Here is a 21694-nt window from a genome sequence, read left to right as displayed (position 1 = left end):
GGCAAGCGACAGTGGAGGTATCTCCCCCATGCCCACGCCGCCCCGCCAGTCTCCCCCTCCTGCGCAGCGCCGCACGCAGCCGTCCCGCCGCGGGGCGCGGCCGGTCGCGCCCGTGCGACGCAAGAGGCCGCGGTGGGCCATGCGGGCGGTGACCACACTGTCCGTCGTGGTCCTCGCCTCCGCGGGGATCGGGCACGCGGTGGTCACCAGCCTGGACGCGAAGATCGCGCGCGTGGACCCCTTCAAGGACATGAAGAACCGGCCGCAGGCCGGGCACGGAATGAACGTCCTGCTCGTCGGCACCGACGGCCGCGACCGCATCAGCGAGGAGGAGCGGCGCAAGTACCGGCTGGGCGGCGCCCCCTGCCACTGCACCGACACGATGATGATCGTGCACATCTCGGAGGACCGGGAGCGGGCGAGCGTGGTCAGCCTGCCGCGCGACTCCTACGCCGAGGTGCCGGCCGGCGAGGGGCACAAGGCACACCCCATCAAGATCAACGCGGCGTACGCGGAGGGCGGGCCGAACCTCACCGTGCGCACGGTCGAGCACATGACCCATGTGAAGATCGACCACTATCTGGAGGTCGACTTCACCAGCTTCATGAAGACGGTGGATGTGCTCGGCGGGGTGCAGATCTGCACCGCCGCACCGCTGAAGGACTCCTACACCGGCCTCGACCTGTCGGCCGGCACGCACCGGCTGATGGGCGGCGAGGCACTGCAGTTCGTCCGCGCCCGGCACATCGACACCGACTCCGACCTGGGCCGGGTGCAGCGCCAGCAGCGTTTCATGGCGGCACTGATCGAGCGGGCGACGTCGTCCGGGATCCTGCTGAACCCGATGCGGTTCCGGGACGTGACACGGGCGGTGCTGGGCTCGGTGCGGGCCGACAAGGGGTTCGGGACGGGTGAGCTGCTCGACCTGGGACGGGCGATGCGGAACTTCTCCCCGTCGTCGTCGGAGTTCACGACCGTGCCGATCAAGCAGATGGGGTACACCGTGAAGGGCGTCGGTTCCACCGTGAAGTGGGACACCGTGAAGGCGGAGCGCCTCTTCAGGGCTCTGCGTGAGGACCGACCGCTGGCCGCGCACCGGTCGAAGCGCAAGGCGGTCCGGGTGGAGGTCGCCCCGCGGGAGATCCACGTCCAGGTCGAGAACGGCACGCGGACGGAGGACCTTGGCAAACGCGTCGACGCCGCGCTGGCGGCGACCGGGTTCCGCACGACAGGGCGGCCGGCGTTCGCGGCGGACCGCGCGACGAAGCGGACGGTCGTCGCGCACGACCCGGGCTGGGACCGCTCGGCGAGGTCCCTGGCGGCCGCGCTGCCGGGGAGCGAGCTGCGACCGGTGAAGGGGTTGGGGCCGACCCTGAAGGTGATCGTCGGGGAGGATTTCAAGCAGGTCAGGAAGGTGCGGGCGGAGGATGCGCAGGGCGAGGCCGTCGTGCTGCGGGGTGACGAGGCGGGGTGCTCGTAGGCGGAAGGTCACGCCTGGTGTCCGGGCAGATGCGGGCCGTCACTCCAATGGGTTCATGCCCGCAGCCCCGGCGGACCGTCGGGGGCCCCGCAGATGCGGCATCCGACCGGAATCGTCCCCTCCCACCGATGGCGCAGCGGCCCGGGCGGGCGTAGGACGGAAGGGCACGGGGCCCGCTCCCGGGCTCCAGCACCCCGAGGAGGAGCCATGACCCAGCCCGGAACCATGAGCGCCATGAGCACGGAGATGCAGGCCTGCGTCGACGCGTGCATGTCCTGCCACGCCATCTGCGAGGAGACGATGAGCTCCTGCATGCAGATGGGCGGTCAGCCGCAGATGCAGATCATGCGGGCGCTCATGGACTGCGCCGAGACGACCCGTATGTGCGCGGACATGATGATGCGCCGCTCGCCCATGTCGGCCGAGATGTGCGCGATGTGCGCGAAGGCCTGTGAGATGTGCGCCGAGGCGTGTATGTCCATGCCGGACGATCCCCAGATGATGCGCTGCGCCGAGGCGTGTCGCCGCTGCGCCGAGAGCTGTCGCACGATGGCGGGCGCCACCATGTGACGCCGGACGCATGCGAGGGCACCCCCGGCGGGGGTGCCCTCGTCGTCCGCGGGGTGCGGCTCACTTGCCCGAGACGGTCACCTTCTCGTCGTTCTTGAGCTGCTCCACCAGCTGCTTCACCTTTGCGGTGTCCCACTGGAGGTTGCCGTTCGCGGAGTTGCCCGAGATCGGCATGTTCATGGACTTGCCCTCGCCGCCGCTGACGCCCTTCATCGCCCAGAACATGGACGCCAGGTCGTACAGGCCCATGTCCTTGTCGACGATCAGGGAGTCCAGGCCGGCACCCATGGTCGGGTACAGCTTGAACGGGTTGAGGACCGTGCCCGGGGTCGCGACCTGGTTGGCCAGGGCGGACAGGAACTTCTGCTGGTTCTTCGTACGGTCCAGGTCGGAACCGGCGAGCGCGTACCGGGTACGGACGAAGGCGAGCGCCTCCTCGCCGTTCAGGGTCTGCTTGCCCTTCTTGAAGTCCGCGCCGGACTTGGAGTCCTTGATGTCCCGCGGGATGTCCATCTCGACGCCGCCGACCGCGTCCACGATGTTCGCGAAGCCCGCGAAGCCGATCTCGACGTAGTGGTCGATGTGCAGACCGGTGTTGGCCTCGACGGTGCGGACCAGGAGCTCGGGGCCGTCCTCCGCGTACGCCGCGTTCAGCTTCACCTGGCGGCCGGTGCCCTTGTAGAACTTGCCGGAGTCCGAGCCCTTGAAGGACGGGATCGTGACGTTCGAGTCACGCGGCAGGGAGATCAGCGTGTCGCCGTTGCTGCCGGTGTGCAGGATCATCATCGAGTCCGTGCGCTTGCCCTCGGCGGACCCGGTGCGCAGCCTCTTCTTCTCCTCGGCCGACATGCCCGCACGGCTGTCGGAGCCGACGATCAGGTAGTTCGTGCCCTCGCCCGCCTCCGGCCGGTCGATGACCTTGGACAGGTCGACCTCGCGGTTGAGCTTGGAGTCGGCCCAGAAGTAGGTGGCGACGGTCGTGACCAGCAGCACCGTCACGACGGTTATGGAGGTCACCTTGATGCGGCGCCGCCAGTTCGGCGCGGGGCGCGGCTCGCGCATCCCCGTACCGCCGGAGCCGCCCGCGCCGCCGTAGACCTGGCCCGTGTTGTAGCCGCTGTCGTACCCGTCGTCGTAGCCACCGTGGCCCCGGCCGTCGACGTACGACGGCTGCTGCGGCACGCCGCCGTATCCCTGGCCGGGCGGTGCCGCCTGGCCGCGGCGGACCTGCCGCATCACGCGCGCGCTCTCCGGCTGTGCGCTCGCGCTGCCGCGTCCGTAGTGGTTGCCGCGGTTGTCGTCGGACCATCCCTGGGGCCAGTCATTCATGCGCTTAGTGTGCAGGGCCCGGCCAGGTGTCTTACAAGCTTCGGCGGAAAATAGGGGCACGGCTGTTGCGAACCCAACACAAAGTCCGCGAATGACGACGCGGCATAGGGTGGAGGTCATGACAGACCAGGTCACCGCCGCGGAGTCGGGCACTCCGGAGATCCCGGGCAAGCCGACAGCCGCATCCCGCACCACCCTGAGCCACATCATGACCCACAGCGACACCAACCTTCTGGGGACGGTGCACGGCGGCGTGATCATGAAACTCGTCGACGACGCGGCGGGTGCCGTGGCCGGACGGCACAGCGGCGGCCCCGCCGTCACCGCCTCCATGGACGAGATGGCCTTCCTCGAGCCGGTGCGGGTGGGTGACCTCGTGCATGTGAAGGCGCAGGTCAACTGGACCGGCCGGACCTCGATGGAGGTCGGCGTACGCGTCCTGGCGGAGCGCTGGAACGAGTCGGCGCCGCCCACCCAGGTCGGCTCGGCGTACCTGGTGTTCGCCGCGGTGGACGCGGACGGCAAGCCGCGCCAGGTGCCGCCGGTGATTCCGGAGACCGAGCGCGACAAGCGGCGCTACCAGGAGGCCCAGATCCGGCGGACCCACCGGCTCGCCCGCCGTCGCGCGATCAAGGAACTGCGCGAGAAGCGGGCGGCGGAGGGGTTCGAGGACTGAGGGCCGGAACGTCCCGACGAGTGAGGGGCGCCGGTACGGCGCCCCTCAGTCATCTACTCGGCAGCCGTTACGGCAGGTTGCGGGCCATCACGATGCGCTGAACCTGGTTCGTGCCCTCGTATATCTGTGTGATCTTGGCGTCCCGCATCATGCGCTCCACCGGGTAGTCACGGGTGTAGCCGTAGCCGCCGAGGAGCTGGACGGCGTCCGTGGTGACCTCCATCGCCACGTCCGAGGCGAAGCACTTGGCGGCGGCGCCCAGGTAGGTGAGGTCGGCGTCGCCGCGCTCGGAGGCGGCGGCGGCCTGGTAGGTCAGGGCGCGGGCGGCGGAGATCTTCATCGCCATGTCGGCGAGCATGAACTGGATGCCCTGGAAGTCGGCGATCGGCTTGCCGAACTGCTTGCGCTCCTGGACGTAGCCCTTGGCGTAGTCGAGGGCGCCCTGCGCGATGCCGAGGGCCTGCGCCGCGATGGTGATGCGGGTGTGGTCCAGGGTCTTCATCGCCGTGGCGAAGCCGGTGCCCTCCTCGCCGATCATGCGGTCCGCCGGGATGCGGACGTTGTCCAGGTAGACCTCGCGGGTCGGGGAGCCCTTGATGCCGAGCTTCTTCTCCGGAGCGCCGAAGGAGACGCCCTCGTCGGACTTCTCGACGACGAAGGCGCTGATGCCCTTGGAGCGCTTCGTCGGGTCCGTCACGGCCATCACCGTGTAGTACTCGGAGACGCCGGCGTTGGTGATCCAGCGCTTCACGCCGTTGAGGACCCAGTGGTCGCCGTCGCGGACGGCCTTGGTCTTCATGCCGGCCGCGTCCGAACCGGCGTCGGGCTCGGAGAGGCAGTACGAGAACATGCCGTCGCCCTTGGCGAGCGGGGTCATGTACTTCTTCTTCAGGTCCTCGGAGCCGGAGAGGATCACCGGGAGCGAGCCCAGCTTGTTCACGGCCGGGATGAGGGAGGAGCTCGCGCAGACGCGGGCCACCTCCTCGATCACGATCACCGTGGCGAGGGCGTCCGCGCCCGCGCCGCCGAACTCCTCGGGCACGTGCACCGCATGCAGGTCATTGGCGACGAGGGCGTCCAACGCCTCCTGCGGGAAGCGGGCCTCCTCGTCGACCGCGGCGGCGTACGGCGCGATCTTCGCCTCGGCCAGTGAGCGGATCGCGTCACGGAGCATGTCGTGCTCCTCGGACGGGCGGTACAAGTCGAAGTCAGCCGATCCGGCCAAGGTTTCTCACGCTCCAAGGACGCTGTGTGTCTGTGTGCGATGCGCGCTAACTACCGTTAAGTAACTCAAATTTTAAGGGTCGGCTCACGGGAGTGATACGTGAGCTTGGCGACAGCTGGAACGCTGCCCGTCAAGCCCTCCGACTATGCTCAAGCCCGCACTGCCTCCGTCCCTCTTGCTGGAGTCTCCATGGCCCTGAAGATCACCGTGATCGGTACCGGCTATCTCGGCGCCACCCACGCCGCGGCCATGGCCGAACTCGGTTTCGAGGTGCTGGGACTGGACGTGGTGCCCGAGAAGATCGAGATGCTCGGCCAGGGCCGGGTCCCGATGTTCGAGCCGGGTCTGGAGGAGCTGCTGCGCAAGCACGTCGCCGGTATCGAGGGCTCCACCGGGCGGCTGCGCTTCACGATGGACTGGGCGGAGGTCGCCGAGTTCGGCGATGTGCACTTCGTGTGTGTGAACACTCCGCAGAAGCACGGCGAGTACGCGTGTGACATGAGTTATGTCGACACGGCCATGGAATCGCTCGCCAAGCATCTGCGCAAGCCCTGCCTGGTGGTGGGCAAGTCGACCGTGCCGGTGGGCAGCGCGGACCGGCTCGCCGCCCGCATCCTGGAGCTGGCTCCCGGGGGCGGCGAGGTGGAGCTGGCCTGGAACCCGGAGTTCCTGCGCGAGGGCTTCGCCGTCCAGGACACGCTGCACCCGGACCGGATCGTGGTCGGCGTGCGCAGCGAGCGGGCCGAGAAGCTGCTGCGCGAGGTGTACGCGACGCCGATCGCCGACGGCTCCCCCTTCGTCGTCACCGACTTCCCCACGTCCGAGCTGGTGAAGACCTCCGCCAACTCCTTCCTCGCCACCAAGATCTCCTTCATCAACGCGATGGCGGAGGTGTGCGAGGCCGCCGGCGGCGATGTCGCCAAGCTCGCGGAGGCCATCGGCTACGACGACCGGATCGGGAAGAAGTTCCTGCGGGCCGGGATCGGGTTCGGTGGCGGCTGCCTGCCCAAGGACATCCGCGCCTTCATGGCCCGGGCCGGCGAGCTGGGCGCCGACCAGGCGCTGACCTTCCTGCGCGAGATCGACTCGATCAACATGCGCCAGCGCGGTCAGATGGTGGAGCTGGCGCGGCAGGCGCTGGGCGGCGGGCCGTTCCTGGGCAAGCGGGTCGCCGTGCTCGGCGCCACCTTCAAGCCGGACTCGGACGACGTACGGGACTCGCCCGCGCTGAACGTCGCCGGGCAGATCCATCTCCAGGGCGGCCAGGTCACGGTGTACGACCCCAAGGGCATGGACAACGCCCGCCGCCTCTTCCCCACCCTCGGCTACGCCGACAGCGCGATCGAGGCGGTGCGGGGCGCCGATGTCGTCCTGCACCTGACGGAGTGGCGGGAGTTCCGCGAACTGGACCCGGCGCAGCTGGGTGAGGTCGCGGCGGCCCGGGTCGTGCTGGACGGGCGCAACGCGCTCGACCCGGAGGTCTGGCGCAGTGCCGGCTGGACCTACCGGGCGATGGGCCGGCCGACGGCCTGACCCTTGGGACGGGGCCAGGTGGAGCCGCGCGGCGCGGACGGGTGACGCCGTTTCGGCCGAGGCTCAGTCGGCCGAAACGGCGTCTTGTGGCATTCTGCCCCACAACGGCCGCCCGGCGCCGAGTGAATCTTCAACAACCTTTCGAAAAGGCTCACTTGGCTCGGTAGCGCCGCATCTTCGCGCGTGCCCCGCACACCTGCATCGAGCACCAGCGGCCGCGGCCGGCAGGGCTGCGGTCGTAGTAGGCCCAGTGGCAGTCGGCCGCCTCGCACGCCTTCAGCCGTGACCAGGTGCCCTCGACGAGCGACCGGGCGACAGCGGCCGCGACCCGGGAGAGCAGCGGAGTGTCGTCGGCCGCGCAGAGCATGGCCGAGCCGTCCTCGGGATCGACCCGGACGAGCAGCGGGGCCGCGGAGAGCAGCTCGCCGAGCGGCGTCACCTCACGGTGCGGCGGGTGGCCCGCGTGAGCGAGGAGCACCACGCGCAGCGACTCCCGCAGTTCCCGCGCTCGCGGCAGCTCTTCCTCCGCCAGCCCGAAACGCGCCCGGCCCTCCGCCGTGTCCAGCGAGTCGGCACCCGACTCCACGTCCAGCGTGTTGACCAGGGACTGGACCAGCCCCAGCCCTCCGGGCGCGGGCGATCTCTCACTCATGGCTGCACGCTACCTCCCGCATTTCCCCTTGCGACGTTACCGCCAATACGGGAGTATGCGGTAACGCAGTTACCTGTTAAGGCCGAATACAGGTAACAGACGCTTCGAGGAGGAAGCCATGGCCATCGCCGAACTGGGCGCCGTCGTTCTGGACTGTCCCGACCCGCGCGCACTCGCCGACTTCTACGCCCGCGTCGTCGGCGGCAGCGTCGAGGGCGAGGGGGACTGGGTGGACCTGAAACTGCCCGGCGGACGGACGCTGGCGTTCCAGGCCGCTCCCGGGTTCGTGCCGCCGAAGTGGCCGTCGCCCGAGCAGTCGCAGCAGTTCCATCTGGACCTGACCGTCGAGGACCTGGACACGGCCGAGAAGGAGGTCCTGGCCCTGGGCGCGAAGCCCCTGGACACCGAGGACCGCACACGGACCTTCAGGGTTTACGCGGATCCTGCCGGGCACCCGTTCTGCCTGTGCGCCTGCTGATCGCCCCTGATCGCGTCTGATCGCGCCTGATCCGCCGGGAGGAAGTCATGGCCCCAGTGGCAGCCCTGCGCTCCGTCGTCATCGACTGCCCCGACCCGAGCGCCCTGGCCCGCTTCTACGCCGGCATCGGCGGCGGTACACCGGAGGAAGAGGACCCGGACTGGGTCGTGCTCCGGCTGCCGGGCGGGCCGCGCCTCGCCTTCCAGCCGGCGCCCGGGTACACCGCGCCGGAGTGGCCGCGGGCCGACCGCAACTCCCAGCAGTTCCACCTCGACTTCGACGCGGGGTCCACCTGGGAGGAGGTCGAGGCGGCCCAGGAGAAGGTGCTGGCGCTGGGCGCGCGGTTGCTGCACGCGGAGGACAAGGAGGATTTCCGGGTGTACGCCGATCCTGCGGGGCACCCGTTCTGCCTCTGCCGGATCGGGCACGGGTGATCCCTCTGCCGGATCGGGCACGGGTGATCCCTCTGCCGGGCCCGGGACCCGTCAGCCGTCGAAATCCGCGATCTTCGCCGTCGACGGCTCCCGGCGCCGCTGTGCCTCCCGCGCCGTGAAGTCCGCCTCGCGCAGCACCCGCTGGACGTTGCCCCAGGTCAGCAGGGCGATATCGGAGTCGGGCCAGCCTCTGCGGAGCAGTTCGGCGATGAGGTGGGGGTAGCGGGAGGCGTCGGCGAGGTCCTGGGGATGGGCGGTGCCGGCGTCGTAGGTGCCGGAGAGGCCGACGCACTCCGGGCCCGCGACCTCGCGCACATGGTCGAGGTGGTCGGCGACGTCCCGGACGGTCGGGCCGGCCTGCTCGGCGGTGAGCGGCACCATGCACAGGCCCTTGGCGGCGCCGAGCTGGCGGAGGAGTTCGTCGCTGAGGTTGGCCGGATGGGGGCGCAGGGCGCGGGCTGCGGAGCGCGCGCACAGGACCGGCGCCTTGGACACGGCGCACGCCCTGCGCACGGTGTCCTCGGAGGCACCGGAGAGGTCGGCCAGCACTCCGAGGCGGTTCATCTCGCGCAGCACCTCCTCGCCGAACCGGGTCAGCCCCGCCTCGCTCGCCCAGGAGGTGCCGCACAGGGTCAGGGCGCGCAGTCCGAGACCGTGCAGGGAACGCAGGATGCCGAGCGAGTCGCCGATGGCCGTGGCTCCTGCCGGGCCTGGCAGGACGGCGACCCGGCCGCGGTGCCGCACGTCGGTGATCGGGCCGGGGGCGTCGGCGAGGCGCAGCCCGTCGGGATGGGCCCGTACGACGGTCTTGACCAGGTCCAGCTGGTCCAGTGTGGCCGCGACGGCACGGTCCCCGCCGATCCCCTCGGGCAGGTGCAGCGCCCAGAACAGCGCGCCTACGTGGCCTTCGCGCATGCGGGGTATGTCCGTGTCGACCGCGCTCTCACCGAGCTCCAGGTCGAAGAAGGTCAGGTGGCGCAGGGCCCACGGCAGCCCGCTGTAGCCGTCCGCGACGGGGTGGGCGGCCAGGAGGGCGTGGGCGCGGTCGAGAAGGTCCGCGTCGGTGTCCTCGCCGGTTCCGGTGACGCTTGCGGACGGCTCGTCGGGGAGCCGGGCGGACCGGTCGGACAGGTCATCGAGTTCGCCGACCTCGGAGCCGGCGTCCAGTTCGTCCTTGAGGTCTGCCATGGCGGTCTCCGTACGTGCTCGGCGTCCTGATCAGCAGTACGGTTCACCGTCGCACGGACCCGGTGTTGCTTCCTGGTGGACGGGGCGTTCGGGGGTACGGCCCGGCGGTCAGCGCCGCGCGCCACCTCGATCACCTCGTCCAGGGTGTCCCGGGACCGCAGGAGGTCGGCGATCATGCGGTCGATGCGGTCGCGCTCGGCGGTGAGGTCCTCCACCAGCCGGGGCGTGGCGATCTCGGATGGGCGCCGTCGGGCTCCCGCATGCACGGCAGCAGCTGGGCGATCCTGCTGCTGTGCAGCCCGGAGGCGAACAGCTCCTGGATCCGGATGACCCGGTCGACGGCCGCCTCGGGGTGGTGGCGGTGCCCGCCGGGGGTGCGCTCGGCACGCGGCAGCCCCTGGGTCTCGCAGTAGCGCAGCGACCACTCGCTCACGCCGGTGCGCCGGGCCAATTCCCCGATGCGCATGCCGCTGCCCCCTCGCCCTCGCCGACCCGGACCTGATCGCCCGGCTGCGTCCGGGCGCACCGCTCAACCCGGTGCGGGACCGGTACCTGATGTACACGGGCGGGGCCGCCGGGTACACCGACCACCCCGCCCTCGGCGCTCAGCCGTCCAGTTCCCCGATGGTGGCGTTGGAGGGCCCTCGCGTCGCCTGAAGGTCACGCGCCACGTCCTCGGCCGCGCCCAGCACCCGTACCGCGTTCTGCCAGGTCAGCTTGGCCAGGTCGGTTCTCGACCAGCCGCGGTCCAGCAGTTCGGCGATCAGGTTGGGGTAGCCGGAGACGTCGTTCAGACCGTCCGGGGTGAAGGCGGTGCCGTCGTAGTCGCCGCCGATGCCGAGGTGGTCGATGCCGGCGACCTCGCGCATGTGGTCCAGGTGGTCGGCGACGGTGGCCACCGTGGCGACCGGGCGCGGGGTGCTCTCCTCGAAGGCGCGATGCACCTTCATCGCCTCGGCGGTGGTGTCGAGGTGGTGGAAGCCGTGTGCGCGCATGTTCTCGTCGGCGGCGGCGGTCCAGTCGACGGCGGCCTGGAGGACGAACTTGGGCACGAAGGTCACCATCGCGACGCCGCCGTTGCCGGGCAGGCGCTCCAGGACGTCGTCCGGGATGTTGCGGGGGTGGTCGCACACGGCGCGGGACGAGGAGTGGGAGAAGATCACCGGCGCGACGGAGGTGTCGAGCGCGTCGCACATGGTCGTGGCCGCCACGTGCGAGAGGTCGACCAGCATGCCCTCGCGGTTCATCTCCCGGACCACCTCGCGGCCGAAGGCCGTCAGGCCGCCCACCCCGGGCTCGTCGGTCGCGGAGTCCGCCCACGCGATGTTGTCGTTGTGGGTGAGGGTCATGTAGCGGACGCCGAGCGCGTACAACGCGCGTAGCGTCGCGAGGGAGTCGGCGATGCAGTGGCCGCCCTCGGCGCCGATGAGGGAGGCGATACGGCCCTCGGCGCGGGCGGCCTCCATGTCGGCCGCCGTCAGCGCCGGGCGCAGGTCGGACGGGTAGCGCGCCAGCAACTGCCGTACGCAGTCGATCTGTTCGAGGGTGGCGCTGACCGCCTTGTCGCCGGCGTAGTCCGAGCGGACGTACACCGACCAGTACTGTGCGCCCACACCTCCCGCGCGCAGACGCGGGAGGTCGGTGTGCAGATGGGCGGCCTGGTCGCCGGCGATGTCGCGGGCGTCGAGGTCGTAGCGGACCTGCTCCCGCAGGGCCCAGGGAAGGTCGTTGTGGCCGTCGACGACCGGGAACTCGCGCAGGAGTTCCCGGGCTGCCTCCAAGGAGGTCATCGTCGTCACTTCCCCGTGCCGAAGCCGAAGCCGCCCGCGCCCTCTGCCTTGGCGCGCAGGCGCTTGCCCTTCTCGGTGGCCTGGTCGTTGAGGTCCTGCTGGAAGTCCCGCATCTTCTGGAGCAGGTCCTCGTCGTGGGTGGCGAGGATGCGGGCGGCGAGCAGTCCGGCGTTGCGCGCGCCGGCGACCGAGACGGTGGCCACGGGCACACCGGCCGGCATCTGCACGATCGAGAGCAGCGAGTCCATGCCGTCGAGGTACTTCAGCGGGACCGGGACGCCGATGACCGGCAGCGGCGTGACCGAGGCGAGCATGCCGGGCAGGTGGGCGGCGCCGCCGGCGCCCGCGATGATCACCTTCAGGCCGCGCTCGGCGGCCTGCTCGCCGTAGGTGACCATCTCGCGCGGCATGCGGTGCGCGGAGACGACGTCGACCTCGTACGCGATCTCGAACTCGTCGAGGGCCTTGGCGGCGGCCTCCATGACAGGCCAGTCGGAGTCCGACCCCATGACGATGCCAACAACAGGGCTCATTCGGTGATCGTGCCTCTCAGGTAGCCGGCAGCGTGACGGGCGCGCTCCAGCACGTCGTCCAGGTCGTCGCCGTAGGTGTTGACGTGACCGACCTTGCGGCCGGGCTTCACGTCCTTGCCGTACATGTGGATCTTGAGCTGGGGGTCGCGGGCCATGCAGTGCAGGTACGCGGAGTACATGTCGGGGTAGTCGCCGCCGAGGACGTTGACCATCACGGTCCACTTCGCGCGCGGGCGCGGGTCGCCGAGGGGGAGGTCGAGGACCGCCCGGACGTGGTTGGCGAACTGCGAGGTGATCGCGCCGTCCTGGCTCCAGTGGCCCGAGTTGTGCGGGCGCATCGCCAGTTCGTTGACGAGTATGCGGCCGTCGCGGGTCTGGAACAGCTCGACGGCGAGGTGGCCGACGACGCCGAGTTCCTTGGCGATGGTGAGGGCCATCTCCTCGGCCTTGAGCGCGAGGGCCTCGTCGAGGTCGGGGGCGGGGGCGATCACCGTGTCGCAGACGCCGTTCACCTGCTGCGACTCGACCACCGGGTAGGCGACGGCCTGGCCGTGCGGGGAGCGTACGACGTTGGCGGCGAGCTCGCGGACGTAGTCGACCTTCTCCTCGGCGAGCACGGGCACGCCGGCGCGGAACGGCTCGGCGGCCTCCTCGACGGAGTCGACGACCCACACGCCCTTGCCGTCGTAGCCACCGCGGACCGTCTTGAGGACGACGGGGAAGCCGTCCCCTTCGGCGCCTTCCGCGAGACCCTCGCGTGCGAACGCGGCGACGTCCTGCGGGTCGCTCACGATCCTGTGCCGTGGGCAGGGGATGCCGATCGCGTCGAGCCTGGCGCGCATCACCCCCTTGTCCTGGGCGTGCTGAAGCGCGTCGGGGCCCGGGCGGACGGGGATGCCGTCCGCCTGAAGAGCCCTGAGGTGCTCGGTGGGTACATGTTCGTGATCGAAGGTGATCACATCGCAGCCCCGCGCGAAGTCACGCAGCGTGTCGAGGTCGCGATAGTCGCCGATGACGACATCGCCGACGACCTGCGCCGCGGAATCCTGAGGGGTGTCACTGAGGAGCTTGAACCTGATGCCCAGCGGGATGCCCGCCTCGTGTGTCATACGAGCGAGCTGGCCACCGCCGACCATGCCGACTACCGGGAACGTCACGCCCCTAGGGTATCGGCCGTGCCGGAGCGACCCTCTTCCCGGACTTTTTCGGGGCTCTTCCCGGCCTATGAGCTCGCCCACAGGCAATCGCGCAGGGGGGTGGTTAGCATGGCTGGGTTGACGGAAACCGATCGACGAACCGACCGACAGGAGCCTTCACGACCATGGGACGTGGTTCCTCGGGGCTTCAGGCGGCGCCTCCGGTACCCCGCAGTGCCGTTCGGCAACGCGTCGACCGGCTGGTGCGGGAGATCGCCAAGTTCGGCGCGGTGGGTGGAGCGGGGCTCCTGGTCAACCTCGCGGTGTTCAACCTGGTGCGGCATGTGACCGACCTCCAGGTGGTGCGGGCGAGCGTCATCGCGACGGTCGTCGCGATCATCTTCAACTACATCGGGTTCCGCTACTTCACCTACCGGGACCGCGACAAGGGCCGGCGCACCAGGGAACTGAGCCTGTTCCTGCTGTTCAGCGTGGTCGGCCTGGTGATCGAGAACGGTGTGCTGTACGCGGCGACCTACGGCTTCGGCTGGGACAGCCCGCTGCAGAGCAACATCTTCAAGTTCCTCGGCATCGGTGTCGCGACGCTGTTCCGGTTCTGGTCGTACCGGACCTGGGTGTTCCGTGCGCTTCCGGCTCAGGAGCCGGCGACCGGCGGCGCGGAATCGTTCCTGGAGACGGGCAAGCGGGCCGAGAAGCCCAAGCCGCGGGTCAAGCAGCGAGTGGGCTGACCCGCCGGCGGTCGGCGGGCCCGCCACGCGCCAGGGCCCGGAGGCCGACCGTCGGTCCCGGAGGCCGATCGTCATCTGACCGTCGGTCCCGGAGGCCGATCGTCATCTGACCGTAGGGCCCGGAGGCCCACCGTCACCTGACCGTAGGGCCCGAATCCTGCGCCGTCTTCTTCGGCGGCGGCGTGCGGGACAGGAACAGGGCGAGGACCGGGGGGTTCGCCTGGAGCATCTCCAGGCGGCCGCCGTCCGCCTCCGCGAGGTCGCGGGCGACCGCCAGGCCGATGCCTGTGGAGTTGCGGCCGCTGATGGCCCGCTCGAAGATACGGGCGCCCAGGTCCGCCGGGATGCCGGGCCCCTCGTCCGTGACCTCGATGACCGCCTGGTTGCCGGTGACACGCGTGCGCAGCGCCACCGTGCCGCCGCCGTGCATGAGGGAGTTCTCGATCAGGGCCGCAAGCACCTGAGCGACCGCGCCGGGGGTGCCGACCGCCTCCAGGTGGCGTTTGCCGGAGCTGACGATCGCCCGCCCCGCGCTGCGGTACGCCGGGCGCCACTCCGCGAGCTGCTGCTGGATCACCTCGTCCAGGTCGAAGGTGACGGCGGAGCCGTTGCGCGGGTCGCGGGAGTTGGTCAGCAGGCGTTCGACCACGTCCGTGAGGCGCTCCACCTGCGTCAGCGCGATCGTCGCCTCCTCCTTCACCGTGTCGGGATCGTCGGTGAGGGTGATCTCCTCCAGGCGCATGGACAGTGCCGTGAGCGGGGTGCGCAGCTGGTGGGAGGCGTCCGCGGCGAGGCGGCGCTCCGCCGTGAGCATGCGGCCGATGCGCTCGGCGGAGGCGTCCAGTACGTCCGCCACCCGGTCCAGCTCCGGCACGCCGTACCGCTTGTGACGGGGGCGGGGGTCTCCCGAGCCGAGGCGCTCCGCCGTCTCCGCGAGGTCGGTCAGCGGTGAGGCGAGGCGGTTGGCCTGGCGCACCGCCAGCAGGACCGCCGCGATCACCGCCAGCAGCGCCACCGCCCCGATGATCACCAACGTGCGGCCGACCTCGCGCGTGACCGAGGAGCGCGGCTCCTGCACGGTGACCGTCTCGCCCTCCTCGCCCTTCTCGGTGGCGCTGATGACGTCACCGGTGGGTTTGTCCCCCACCGCGATGAGGGCCTGGCCGGGGATGCGGATCTCGGCGTAGCGGTCCCCCTGGATCTGTTCCCGCAGCACCGAGGCGTTGACGGTCTCGTCCCCGAGGAGCCGGCTGTCCACGATGCTGACCAGCCGTACCGCTTCGGTGTCCACGCGCTCCTGCGCGGTGGTGGTGATGGTCCGCGTCTCGACGATCACGAGCGACACCCCGAAGACGGCGATGACGACGAGAACGACGGCGAGCGTGGACTGGATCAGTCGACGACGCATGTCCTGCTACTTGTCCGTGCCGGCCCTGCGGCTCAGCTCTTCTCGAAGCGGAAGCCGACGCCCCGCACGGTGGCGATGTAGCGGGGATTCGCCGCGTCGTCGCCCAACTTCTTACGCAACCAGGAGATGTGCATGTCGAGCGTCTTGGTCGACGACCACCAGGTGGTGTCCCAGACCTCGCGCATCAGCTGGTCCCTGGTGACGACCCGCCCCGCGTCACGCACGAGCACCCGCAGCAGGTCGAACTCCTTGGCCGTGAGCTGGAGTTCCTCGTCCCCCATCCACGCCCGGTGCGACTCGACGTCGATCCGCACCCCGTGCGTGGCCGGCGGCTGCTGGGGCTCGGCCGCCCCGCGCCGCAGCAGGGCCCGCACCCGGGCGAGCAGTTCGGCGAGCCGGAACGGCTTGGTGACGTAGTCGTCGGCGCCCGCGTCCAGACCGACCACGGTGTCCACCTCGTCGGCGCGCGCGGTCAGGATGAGGATCGGCACGGTGTGGCCCTCGGCGCGCAGGCGGCGGGCCACCTCCAGTCCGTCCATGCCGGGCAGTCCCAGGTCCAGCACGACAAGGTCGACGCCGCCCTGCATTCCTGCGTCGAGCGCGGTGGGGCCGTCCTCCCGCACCTCGACCTCGTACCCTTCCCGGCGCAGTGCGCGGGCCAGCGGCTCCGAAATGGACGCGTCGTCCTCGGCGAGCAGTACACGGGTCATGAGCTGATGGTAGTCCGCCCGGGACAAGAGCCGAGGTGTGATCGCGGGTCTGGATCCTTACTCGCTTCTGACGCTTCTCTTACCTTCGCCCCCCTGTGGTACAGACCATGTCTGAGAGGTGGGATCCTGGAAAGGACCTTGGAAAGGGTGCCTGCGGTTCCCTCGACACCTGTGATCCGTGTCTCAAGTCCTTCCATTTCAGGCACTGTCCTGACGTATGGTGACCTCACGCCTGTAGCACTGCGGGGACCTTCGGCTTGACGCCGGGGGTCTCTTCCATGTGCGGACCGAACAAGGAATGACCTGTGGCCGGGCCCCCGAAGACGGGGGCGAGGATCCCGGCGGTCGCCGTCTTCCGCTCCGAGACCCGGAGCGGGACCCCCTTCGGGCGTGGGGCGGGCGGCCGTACCCGCCGGTGCCGGCCGCCCCCCACCGGGCGCGTGACCGTTCTGTGTCGATACGCGTCCCGACCAGCAAGGATCGACCATGGCGTCCAGCCTGACGAAGGACTCGGCCTCCCCGGGCACCCCCGGCACCGAGAAGACCTTCTTCGGCCACCCCCGCGGTATGGCCACGCTTTTCATGACGGAGATGTGGGAGCGCTTCTCCTGGTACGGAATGCGCGGCATCCTCGTCCTCTACCTGATCGCGGGCGTCCTCGACGGCCCCCTGGCGGGCCGCGAGGCCCTGGCCGCCTCGATCTACGGTGTCTACAACGCGGTCGTGTACATGGCCGCCATGCCCGGTGGCTGGGTCGCGGACCGCCTCTGGGGTGCCCGCAAGGCCGTTCTCGTCGGCGGCATCGTCATCGCCGCCGGTCACTTCACCCTGGCCGTCCCGGCGGACATCGCCTTCTTCTGCGGTCTCGGCCTGATCGCGATCGGCACCGGTCTGCTGAAGCCGAACATCTCCGCGATGGTCGGCGGCCTCTACGAGGGGCAGCCCAGCGCCCGCCGCGACGCCGGCTTCACCCTCTTCTACATGGCGATCAACATCGGTGGCATGGCCGCCCCGCTGGTCGTCGGCTACCTCGGCGAGAACGTCGACTGGCACCTCGGCTTCGGTGTCGCCGGTGTCGGTATGACGCTCGCCGTCGTCCAGTACGTCCTCGGCGGCCGCCACCTCGGCGACATCGGCAAGGAGCCCGGCACCCCGGCCTCCCCCGAGGAGAAGCGCGCCGCACTGCGCAAGGTCGGCCTGTGGGGTGGCATCGCCGTCGCCGCGCTGGTCGCGGACATCGCGCTGGGCACGTACGACATCGAGCACATCGTCAATGTGCTCGCGATCCTCGGCATCGTGGTCCCGGTCGTCTACTTCGTGACCATGTACCGCAACCCGGCCCTGGCCGCCGAGGACAAGCCGAAGATCCAGGCCTTCGCCTGGTTCTTCGCCACCGCCGTGCTGTTCTGGATGATCTACGACCAGTCCGGTTCGCTGCTGACGATCTTCGCCGACGGCAAGACCGACCGCATGATCGGCGGCTGGGAGTTCCCGGCGTCCTGGTACCAGTCGGTGAACCCGGCGATGGTCATCGTCCTGGCCCCGGTCTTCGCCGCGGTGTGGGTGAAGCTGGCCCAGCGCAACCGTGAGCCCAGCACGCCGATGAAGTTCGCCCTGGCGATGCTCCTCATCGGTGGCTCGTTCGGCATCATGGGCCTGGCCGGCGCCGCCGCCGCGAACAGCGACACCGGCAAGGTCACGGTCTTCTGGCTGCTGAGCGTCTACCTGGTGCAGACCCTCGGCGAGATGTGCCTGTCGCCGGTCGGCCTGTCCCTGTCGACGAAGCTGGCGCCGAAGCAGTTCGTGGGCCAGATCATGGGCCTGTGGTTCCTGGCCACCGCGACGGGCAACGCCCTCAACGGCTGGACCACCAAGCTGAACGCTCCGCTGGGTGATGCCGTGTACTACTCGATGTGGGCAGTCATCGCCGTCGCCGCGGGGCTGGCGTTCATGATGGCCGGGCGGAAGATCCGGGCGCTGATGGGCGACGTCCGCTAGCGCTCGGCTCGGGCCGGTGGGGCCGCTGGGATCCAGGTGGGTTTCAGCGGCCCCGTCGCCTTTTGTGGCTGTGCGCCCACGCGGCGGAGCCGCACATGGCTACAGCCCCGCGCCCCCGAGAAAGGCCGGTCAGCGCATCCCTCGCCTGGGCATGAAGGTGAACACCGCTCCGCCCAGCAGAAGTGCCGTTCCCGCCACCAGGCCCAGCGCCTTCAGCGACCCGCGGTCCTCCGCTCCCGTAGCCGCCAGGCCGCCGTCGGTCGACGAGCCGCCCGCCGAGCCTCCGGCCGAACCGCCTCCCGACGCCCCGCTCGCCTGCTCGCTCGTGTCCAGGGTCAACGACACCGCCGTCCTCGTCGGCGTGCATGTCGTCGTCGTGCCCAGGGCCTGCACCGTCAGGACGCCCGGGGAGAGGGTCGACTCGCCGCTCGCGCCGGGCCGGTAGGTGCCCTTGAGATCGGGGATCTCGATCGGGGCGCCCGCCTTGATCGGTTCGGCGTTGGCCGGGCCCTCGACATGGACCGTGCCCTGGTCCGCGCCGCCGAGGACGACCTCCATCGACGGCTTGACCGAGCCCTCGGGGATGTCCGCGGGGCTGTCCATCACCGACTTCCCGAACCGGACGGTGAGGTCGAAGCTCCCGCCGTTCTTCGTGGCGTCGATCCGGACCGGCGAGGTGGCGTTCTTGTCGCCGATGGGTGTCTTGCACTCGTAGGGGACCTTCACCTCCGAGCCCGTGAAGTCGGTCCGGCCGCCGCCCCCGCCTCCCGTGCTCGTGCCGCCGGTGTCCCCGCCCGTCTCGCTACCACCGGGCGTCGGCTCGGCCGGTCCGGTCGGGTCGCCCGTCGGCTCCGTCGGACCGACCGTCGGCTGCCCTCCCGTCGTGCCGCCCGAACTCCCGCCCCCGCTCGTCACCTTGATGGTCGCCGCGGGCTTCACCGTCTCCTTCGGCGCACACCTGGTGTCCGTGGAGATCGGCTTGTCGACGTTGATGTCGTACCCGTCCGGCGTCAGCGTCACCTCGCCGGGTGCCGTCAGCTTCAGCCGGCCCTTCATGTCGGACAGCTTCATGTCGCCGCCCTTGGGAATGGGCGGGTTCTGCCGCGGCCCCTGCATGGCGATGTCGCCCGTCTGCGCACCGGCCGCCTTCACCACCCCCGTCGGCCGGACGGTGTTCTCGCCCAGGTCGAGGATGTCGGGGTTCTTGGACGCCGCCCGGACGAACTTCCAGACGACCTCCACCTCGTCGCCGACCTTCGCCTCCGCGGGCGCGATGACCTCCACCTCCGTGGTGCCCTGGACCGGCGGCAGTCCCGAGATGGCGGGCGGGACGCACTCGGTCGCGTACGACACCTCGGCCGCCTGCGCGGGCGCGGCGGCCACGCCCAGCAGCACGCCCGCGCCGCCGAGCATCAGGGCGGCGCCCGCCGCACTCGCTCTTCGCGGACGCGCCGGTCTGACTCTCCTTCGCTTGCTCACGGGGGTCCCTTCGTGGTCGGAGTCCCAGGACTCGTCGGGCCGTCGTCGTGCGGTGCGGAGAGCCGGCCGGCCGTGCCCGGGTCGTCGTCCGGGGTGAACCACGGCAGGGCCGAGGACGAACGCATGGAGTGCCGCGCCTCTTGGCGGGGCCGCAACCCCGGCAGGCGCAGGGCGACTTCGGGCAGACGCGGCCTCGGGCGGCGCGCCTTCTGCCGCGGCCGTACACGGTCCACGACCGCCATCCCGAGGCGGAAGAGCGCGGCCGGTACGACCAGGCAGGCCAGGATCCAGAACAGCGTCACGCCCCAGGGCCGGCTGACGCCCCAGGGCTGTTCGGCCATCACCTTGCCGCCGTACTTCAGCGAGACGGTGTAGTCGCCGTGCGCCCCGGCGGCGAGTTCCACCGACAGTTCGACCCGGGCCTTCTTTCCCGGCCGGATCGTGCCGCGCCACTGCTGTTCCTGCCACTGCGGGGCGAACACACCGTGGGAGGTGCCGACGTGGAAGACCGGGTCGCGGACGTCGGAGGTGCCGACGTTGCCCACGGTGAAGACGAGGGTGCGCGCCGGCGGTGCGCCGAACCGGGTGAGCAGGCTGTCGGAGCCGTCCAGCCGGGTGTCGGTGAGGACCGACAGCCGTCCGCCGTCCGGCTCCGTGGGCAAGGGCTCGACGGTGTGACCGGCCACCCGGAAGACGGCGTCGGCCTCGGCCCGGGCCCCGGTCACCGTCGCGGCATGCACCACGCACGGGCACGGCACGGGCGGCTCGGCCACCGGCAGCTTCCTGCTGAAGCGGCCCTCGGCGTCCGTGGTCACGGCCCTGCCGTCCGCGTTGGCGCAGGAGTTGGTGCCGCCTCGCACACCCGTCGACGGCACGGACTGGCCGCAGATCAGGATCATCAGCAGGGCGCGCGGGCGCCAACCGCTGCCGCTCACCGTGACCGAACCGCCCGTACCCGCCTGGGACCTGGAGAGTTTCACGACGGGCGGGCCGTCGGCCGCCGACGCGGTCGGAGCCGTCGTCGGTGACAGCAGGAGCGCCACCACCGCCACCAGTGCCGAGATCCGCGCCCTGCCGTTCACGTGCCCGCTCCCGTCGACTCGTCGTCCGTACGACACCCACGACGGCGTACGGCCAGGAAGGCACCCGCCGCCACCACGCACCCGGCGGCCCCCGACACCACACCCCACGCACCCCGCGGCGCTCCGGGCACGAACCCCGCCGAGGACTCCGCCGTGTCGCTCGCCCCGCCCGCGGCCCGCACGGTCAGCCGCACGTCCACGGCGTCCGGTGCGGGCCGGTCCGGCCAGGGCTCGGTGAGCCGGGTACGGCTGCCCGGGGGCAGGGCGGTGGTGAGGGGGCGCGGGGCACGGTGGAGGACGCGCCCGAGGACACCGTCGGCGCGGACCGCCGGGGTCGGGATGGGGGTTGTGGTGCCGTCGGCGCTCGCCGCCGGGACGGCCGTGAGCACGAGCAGCGGGGACAGGCACGGGACACGGGCGGCTGACGTCATCGGCGGCTCCAGCGGGTCGTGCGAAACGGTCAGCGGTGCGCCGTACGTCCCCTCCGGCTCAGCCACAGCGCGCCCGCCGCACCCGCGAGCAGCACGGTGCCGCCGAGGGTGCCCAGGGCGATCGCCGAGTCCTCGGGACCGGTCTGCGGGAGCTCGGCGCCGGAGCCGGAGCCGCTCTGCCCCGTACCGCCCGTGCCGCCCCCGGACGCCGCCGTGACGTCGAGGGTCAGCGCCGGCCCGGGGCTGTTGGTCGGCGAGCACGTGGTCGTCGTACCGAGAGCCTTGATGGTGAGCACACCCGCCGTGAAGGTGACCTTGCCGGACTTCTTCGGGGTGTAGGTGCCCGTCAGATCGCTGATCTTGATGGGGGTGTCGGCCGGAACGGCTTGCTGGTTGGCGGGGCCGCTGACCGTCAGGGTGCCGCTGTCCGCGCCGCCCAGCTCGATGGTGGCGCTCGGGTTCATCGCCCCCTTGCCCAGTTCGACCGGGCTGGAGGAGACGCCCTTCTGCCACGACATGGTGATCTTGTAACCGCTGCCGCTCTTGACGCCCTTGATGTCGATGGGCGAGACGGCGCTCTTGTCGCCGATCGGCGTCTTGCAGGCGTAGTTGACCTCGACCACGTCGGCCCGGGCCGCGGGGGCGGCCATCAGCACCGCCGAGCCGGCCAGGGCCGCGGCGGTCGCGAGCGCGGCGGTTCGCTTCTGCTTCGGCACGGTCCCCTCATTTCTGACGGCATATCAGATCGGGCCGTCAAGGTACGCCCGGGGCCTTGAGGAAGGAAGACACGGTGCACGCCGGAGTTGTGGCGAT

The 21694-nt window shown here is 70.7% G+C and carries 21 protein-coding genes and 2 pseudogenes; 9 read left to right on the top strand and 14 right to left on the bottom strand.

The annotated features are described in order from the left end of the window. The first annotated feature begins 28 nt into the window (after nucleotides 1–28). Nucleotides 29–1480, top strand: coding sequence for an LCP family protein (locus ACFYNL_RS28345; protein WP_388807933.1), 1452 nt, complete (start codon nucleotides 29–31; stop codon nucleotides 1478–1480). A 207-nt stretch (nucleotides 1481–1687) separates the two neighbouring features. After that, entirely contained in the window at nucleotides 1688–2050 is a 363-nt protein-coding gene (locus tag ACFYNL_RS28340) for a four-helix bundle copper-binding protein (protein WP_388807931.1), read from the top strand. Nucleotides 2051–2110: 60 nt separating this feature from the next. Here ACFYNL_RS28340 and ACFYNL_RS28335 read toward each other — a convergent pair whose 3' ends face one another. Further along, complete coding sequence (locus ACFYNL_RS28335; RefSeq protein WP_388807930.1) at nucleotides 2111–3379, bottom strand: LCP family protein; 1269 nt, start codon at nucleotides 3377–3379, stop codon at nucleotides 2111–2113. Between the two features lie 118 nt (nucleotides 3380–3497). On the opposite strand from ACFYNL_RS28335, the gene ACFYNL_RS28330 reads away from it, so the two are divergent. After that, on the top strand, nucleotides 3498–4055 hold the full coding sequence (locus ACFYNL_RS28330) for an acyl-CoA thioesterase (RefSeq protein ID WP_388807929.1): 558 nt from the start codon (nucleotides 3498–3500) through the stop codon (nucleotides 4053–4055). Nucleotides 4056–4122: 67 nt separating this feature from the next. On the opposite strand, the gene ACFYNL_RS28325 is transcribed toward ACFYNL_RS28330, so the two are convergent. Next, nucleotides 4123–5280 carry an acyl-CoA dehydrogenase gene (locus ACFYNL_RS28325; protein WP_388807928.1) on the bottom strand — a complete coding sequence of 386 codons (1158 nt, stop codon included), beginning with the start codon at nucleotides 5278–5280 and terminating at the stop codon, nucleotides 4123–4125. Between the two features lie 189 nt (nucleotides 5281–5469). On the opposite strand from ACFYNL_RS28325, the gene ACFYNL_RS28320 reads away from it, so the two are divergent. Continuing rightward, complete coding sequence (locus tag ACFYNL_RS28320) at nucleotides 5470–6813, top strand: UDP-glucose dehydrogenase family protein (protein WP_388807926.1); 1344 nt, start codon at nucleotides 5470–5472, stop codon at nucleotides 6811–6813. A gap of 151 nt (nucleotides 6814–6964) precedes the next feature. Here the strand turns inward: ACFYNL_RS28320 and ACFYNL_RS28315 are convergent, their stop codons facing one another. Further along, the gene (locus tag ACFYNL_RS28315) at nucleotides 6965–7465 is read right to left on the bottom strand and encodes a CGNR zinc finger domain-containing protein (protein ID WP_388807925.1); all 501 of its coding nucleotides are present in this window, start codon (nucleotides 7463–7465) and stop codon (nucleotides 6965–6967) included. A 118-nt stretch (nucleotides 7466–7583) separates the two neighbouring features. Between ACFYNL_RS28315 and ACFYNL_RS28310 the strand changes: the two genes are divergently transcribed. Continuing rightward, nucleotides 7584–7943 (top strand): VOC family protein, encoded by a 360-nt coding sequence (locus ACFYNL_RS28310; protein WP_388807923.1) that lies wholly within the window; start codon nucleotides 7584–7586, stop codon nucleotides 7941–7943. Nucleotides 7944–7990: 47 nt separating this feature from the next. Beyond that, nucleotides 7991–8377, top strand: coding sequence for a VOC family protein (locus ACFYNL_RS28305; RefSeq protein ID WP_388807922.1), 387 nt, complete (start codon nucleotides 7991–7993; stop codon nucleotides 8375–8377). A gap of 51 nt (nucleotides 8378–8428) precedes the next feature. Here ACFYNL_RS28305 and ACFYNL_RS28300 read toward each other — a convergent pair whose 3' ends face one another. After that, entirely contained in the window at nucleotides 8429–9565 is a 1137-nt protein-coding gene (locus ACFYNL_RS28300; protein ID WP_388807920.1) for a dipeptidase, read from the bottom strand. Between the two features lie 113 nt (nucleotides 9566–9678). Continuing rightward, a pseudogene (locus ACFYNL_RS28295) lies at nucleotides 9679–10031 on the bottom strand (MerR family transcriptional regulator); the annotation flags it as partial. Between the two features lie 17 nt (nucleotides 10032–10048). On the opposite strand from ACFYNL_RS28295, the pseudogene ACFYNL_RS28290 reads away from it, so the two are divergent. Next, nucleotides 10049–10222 (top strand): annotated as a pseudogene (locus tag ACFYNL_RS28290) (alkene reductase); the annotation flags it as partial. On the opposite strand, the gene ACFYNL_RS28285 reads toward ACFYNL_RS28290, so the two are convergent. The 3 genes from ACFYNL_RS28285 to ACFYNL_RS28275 are packed head-to-tail and all read right to left on the bottom strand — an operon-like array spanning nucleotide 10171 to nucleotide 13045. Further along, entirely contained in the window at nucleotides 10171–11355 is a 1185-nt protein-coding gene (locus tag ACFYNL_RS28285; protein WP_388807919.1) for a dipeptidase, read from the bottom strand. The pseudogene ACFYNL_RS28290 and the gene ACFYNL_RS28285 sit on opposite strands and share 52 nt — an antisense overlap. 5 nt (nucleotides 11356–11360) lie before the next feature. Next, entirely contained in the window at nucleotides 11361–11888 is a 528-nt protein-coding gene (gene purE / locus ACFYNL_RS28280; RefSeq protein ID WP_388807918.1) for a 5-(carboxyamino)imidazole ribonucleotide mutase, read from the bottom strand. Next, nucleotides 11885–13045, bottom strand: a complete 1161-nt coding sequence (locus ACFYNL_RS28275; protein WP_388807917.1) for a 5-(carboxyamino)imidazole ribonucleotide synthase — start codon at nucleotides 13043–13045, stop codon at nucleotides 11885–11887. Before ACFYNL_RS28275 ends, purE begins: the two co-directional genes overlap by 4 nt. Before the next feature lie 164 nt (nucleotides 13046–13209). On the opposite strand from ACFYNL_RS28275, the gene ACFYNL_RS28270 reads away from it, so the two are divergent. Next, complete coding sequence (locus tag ACFYNL_RS28270) at nucleotides 13210–13773, top strand: GtrA family protein (protein WP_388807915.1); 564 nt, start codon at nucleotides 13210–13212, stop codon at nucleotides 13771–13773. A gap of 133 nt (nucleotides 13774–13906) precedes the next feature. Here the strand turns inward: ACFYNL_RS28270 and ACFYNL_RS28265 are convergent, their stop codons facing one another. Continuing rightward, on the bottom strand, nucleotides 13907–15181 hold the full coding sequence (locus ACFYNL_RS28265; protein ID WP_388807913.1) for an ATP-binding protein: 1275 nt from the start codon (nucleotides 15179–15181) through the stop codon (nucleotides 13907–13909). Between the two features lie 32 nt (nucleotides 15182–15213). Further along, nucleotides 15214–15891 (bottom strand): response regulator transcription factor, encoded by a 678-nt coding sequence (locus ACFYNL_RS28260; protein WP_018566970.1) that lies wholly within the window; start codon nucleotides 15889–15891, stop codon nucleotides 15214–15216. A 486-nt stretch (nucleotides 15892–16377) separates the two neighbouring features. Here ACFYNL_RS28260 and ACFYNL_RS28255 point away from each other — a divergent pair, with 486 nt between their 5' ends. Then, nucleotides 16378–17889 carry a peptide MFS transporter gene (locus tag ACFYNL_RS28255; RefSeq protein WP_388807911.1) on the top strand — a complete coding sequence of 504 codons (1512 nt, stop codon included), beginning with the start codon at nucleotides 16378–16380 and terminating at the stop codon, nucleotides 17887–17889. Between the two features lie 129 nt (nucleotides 17890–18018). On the opposite strand, the gene ACFYNL_RS28250 is transcribed toward ACFYNL_RS28255, so the two are convergent. The 4 genes from ACFYNL_RS28250 to ACFYNL_RS28235 form a co-directional block, all read right to left on the bottom strand. Then, nucleotides 18019–19302, bottom strand: a complete 1284-nt coding sequence (locus tag ACFYNL_RS28250) for a hypothetical protein (RefSeq protein ID WP_388807994.1) — start codon at nucleotides 19300–19302, stop codon at nucleotides 18019–18021. A 62-nt stretch (nucleotides 19303–19364) separates the two neighbouring features. Continuing rightward, nucleotides 19365–20450, bottom strand: a complete 1086-nt coding sequence (locus ACFYNL_RS28245) for a hypothetical protein (protein ID WP_388807910.1) — start codon at nucleotides 20448–20450, stop codon at nucleotides 19365–19367. Next, nucleotides 20447–20881 carry a hypothetical protein gene (locus tag ACFYNL_RS28240; protein WP_388807909.1) on the bottom strand — a complete coding sequence of 145 codons (435 nt, stop codon included), beginning with the start codon at nucleotides 20879–20881 and terminating at the stop codon, nucleotides 20447–20449. Before ACFYNL_RS28240 ends, ACFYNL_RS28245 begins: the two co-directional genes overlap by 4 nt. 29 nt (nucleotides 20882–20910) lie before the next feature. Beyond that, complete coding sequence (locus tag ACFYNL_RS28235) at nucleotides 20911–21597, bottom strand: LPXTG cell wall anchor domain-containing protein (protein ID WP_388807908.1); 687 nt, start codon at nucleotides 21595–21597, stop codon at nucleotides 20911–20913. Nucleotides 21598–21694: the final 97 nt, after the last annotated feature.

The organism is Streptomyces sp. NPDC007808 (assembly GCF_042868655.1).
GTDB lineage: Bacteria > Actinomycetota > Actinomycetes > Streptomycetales > Streptomycetaceae > Streptomyces.
The sequence above is the reverse complement of the archived record's forward strand: the minus strand, read 5'-3'. Positions and strand labels throughout refer to the sequence as shown.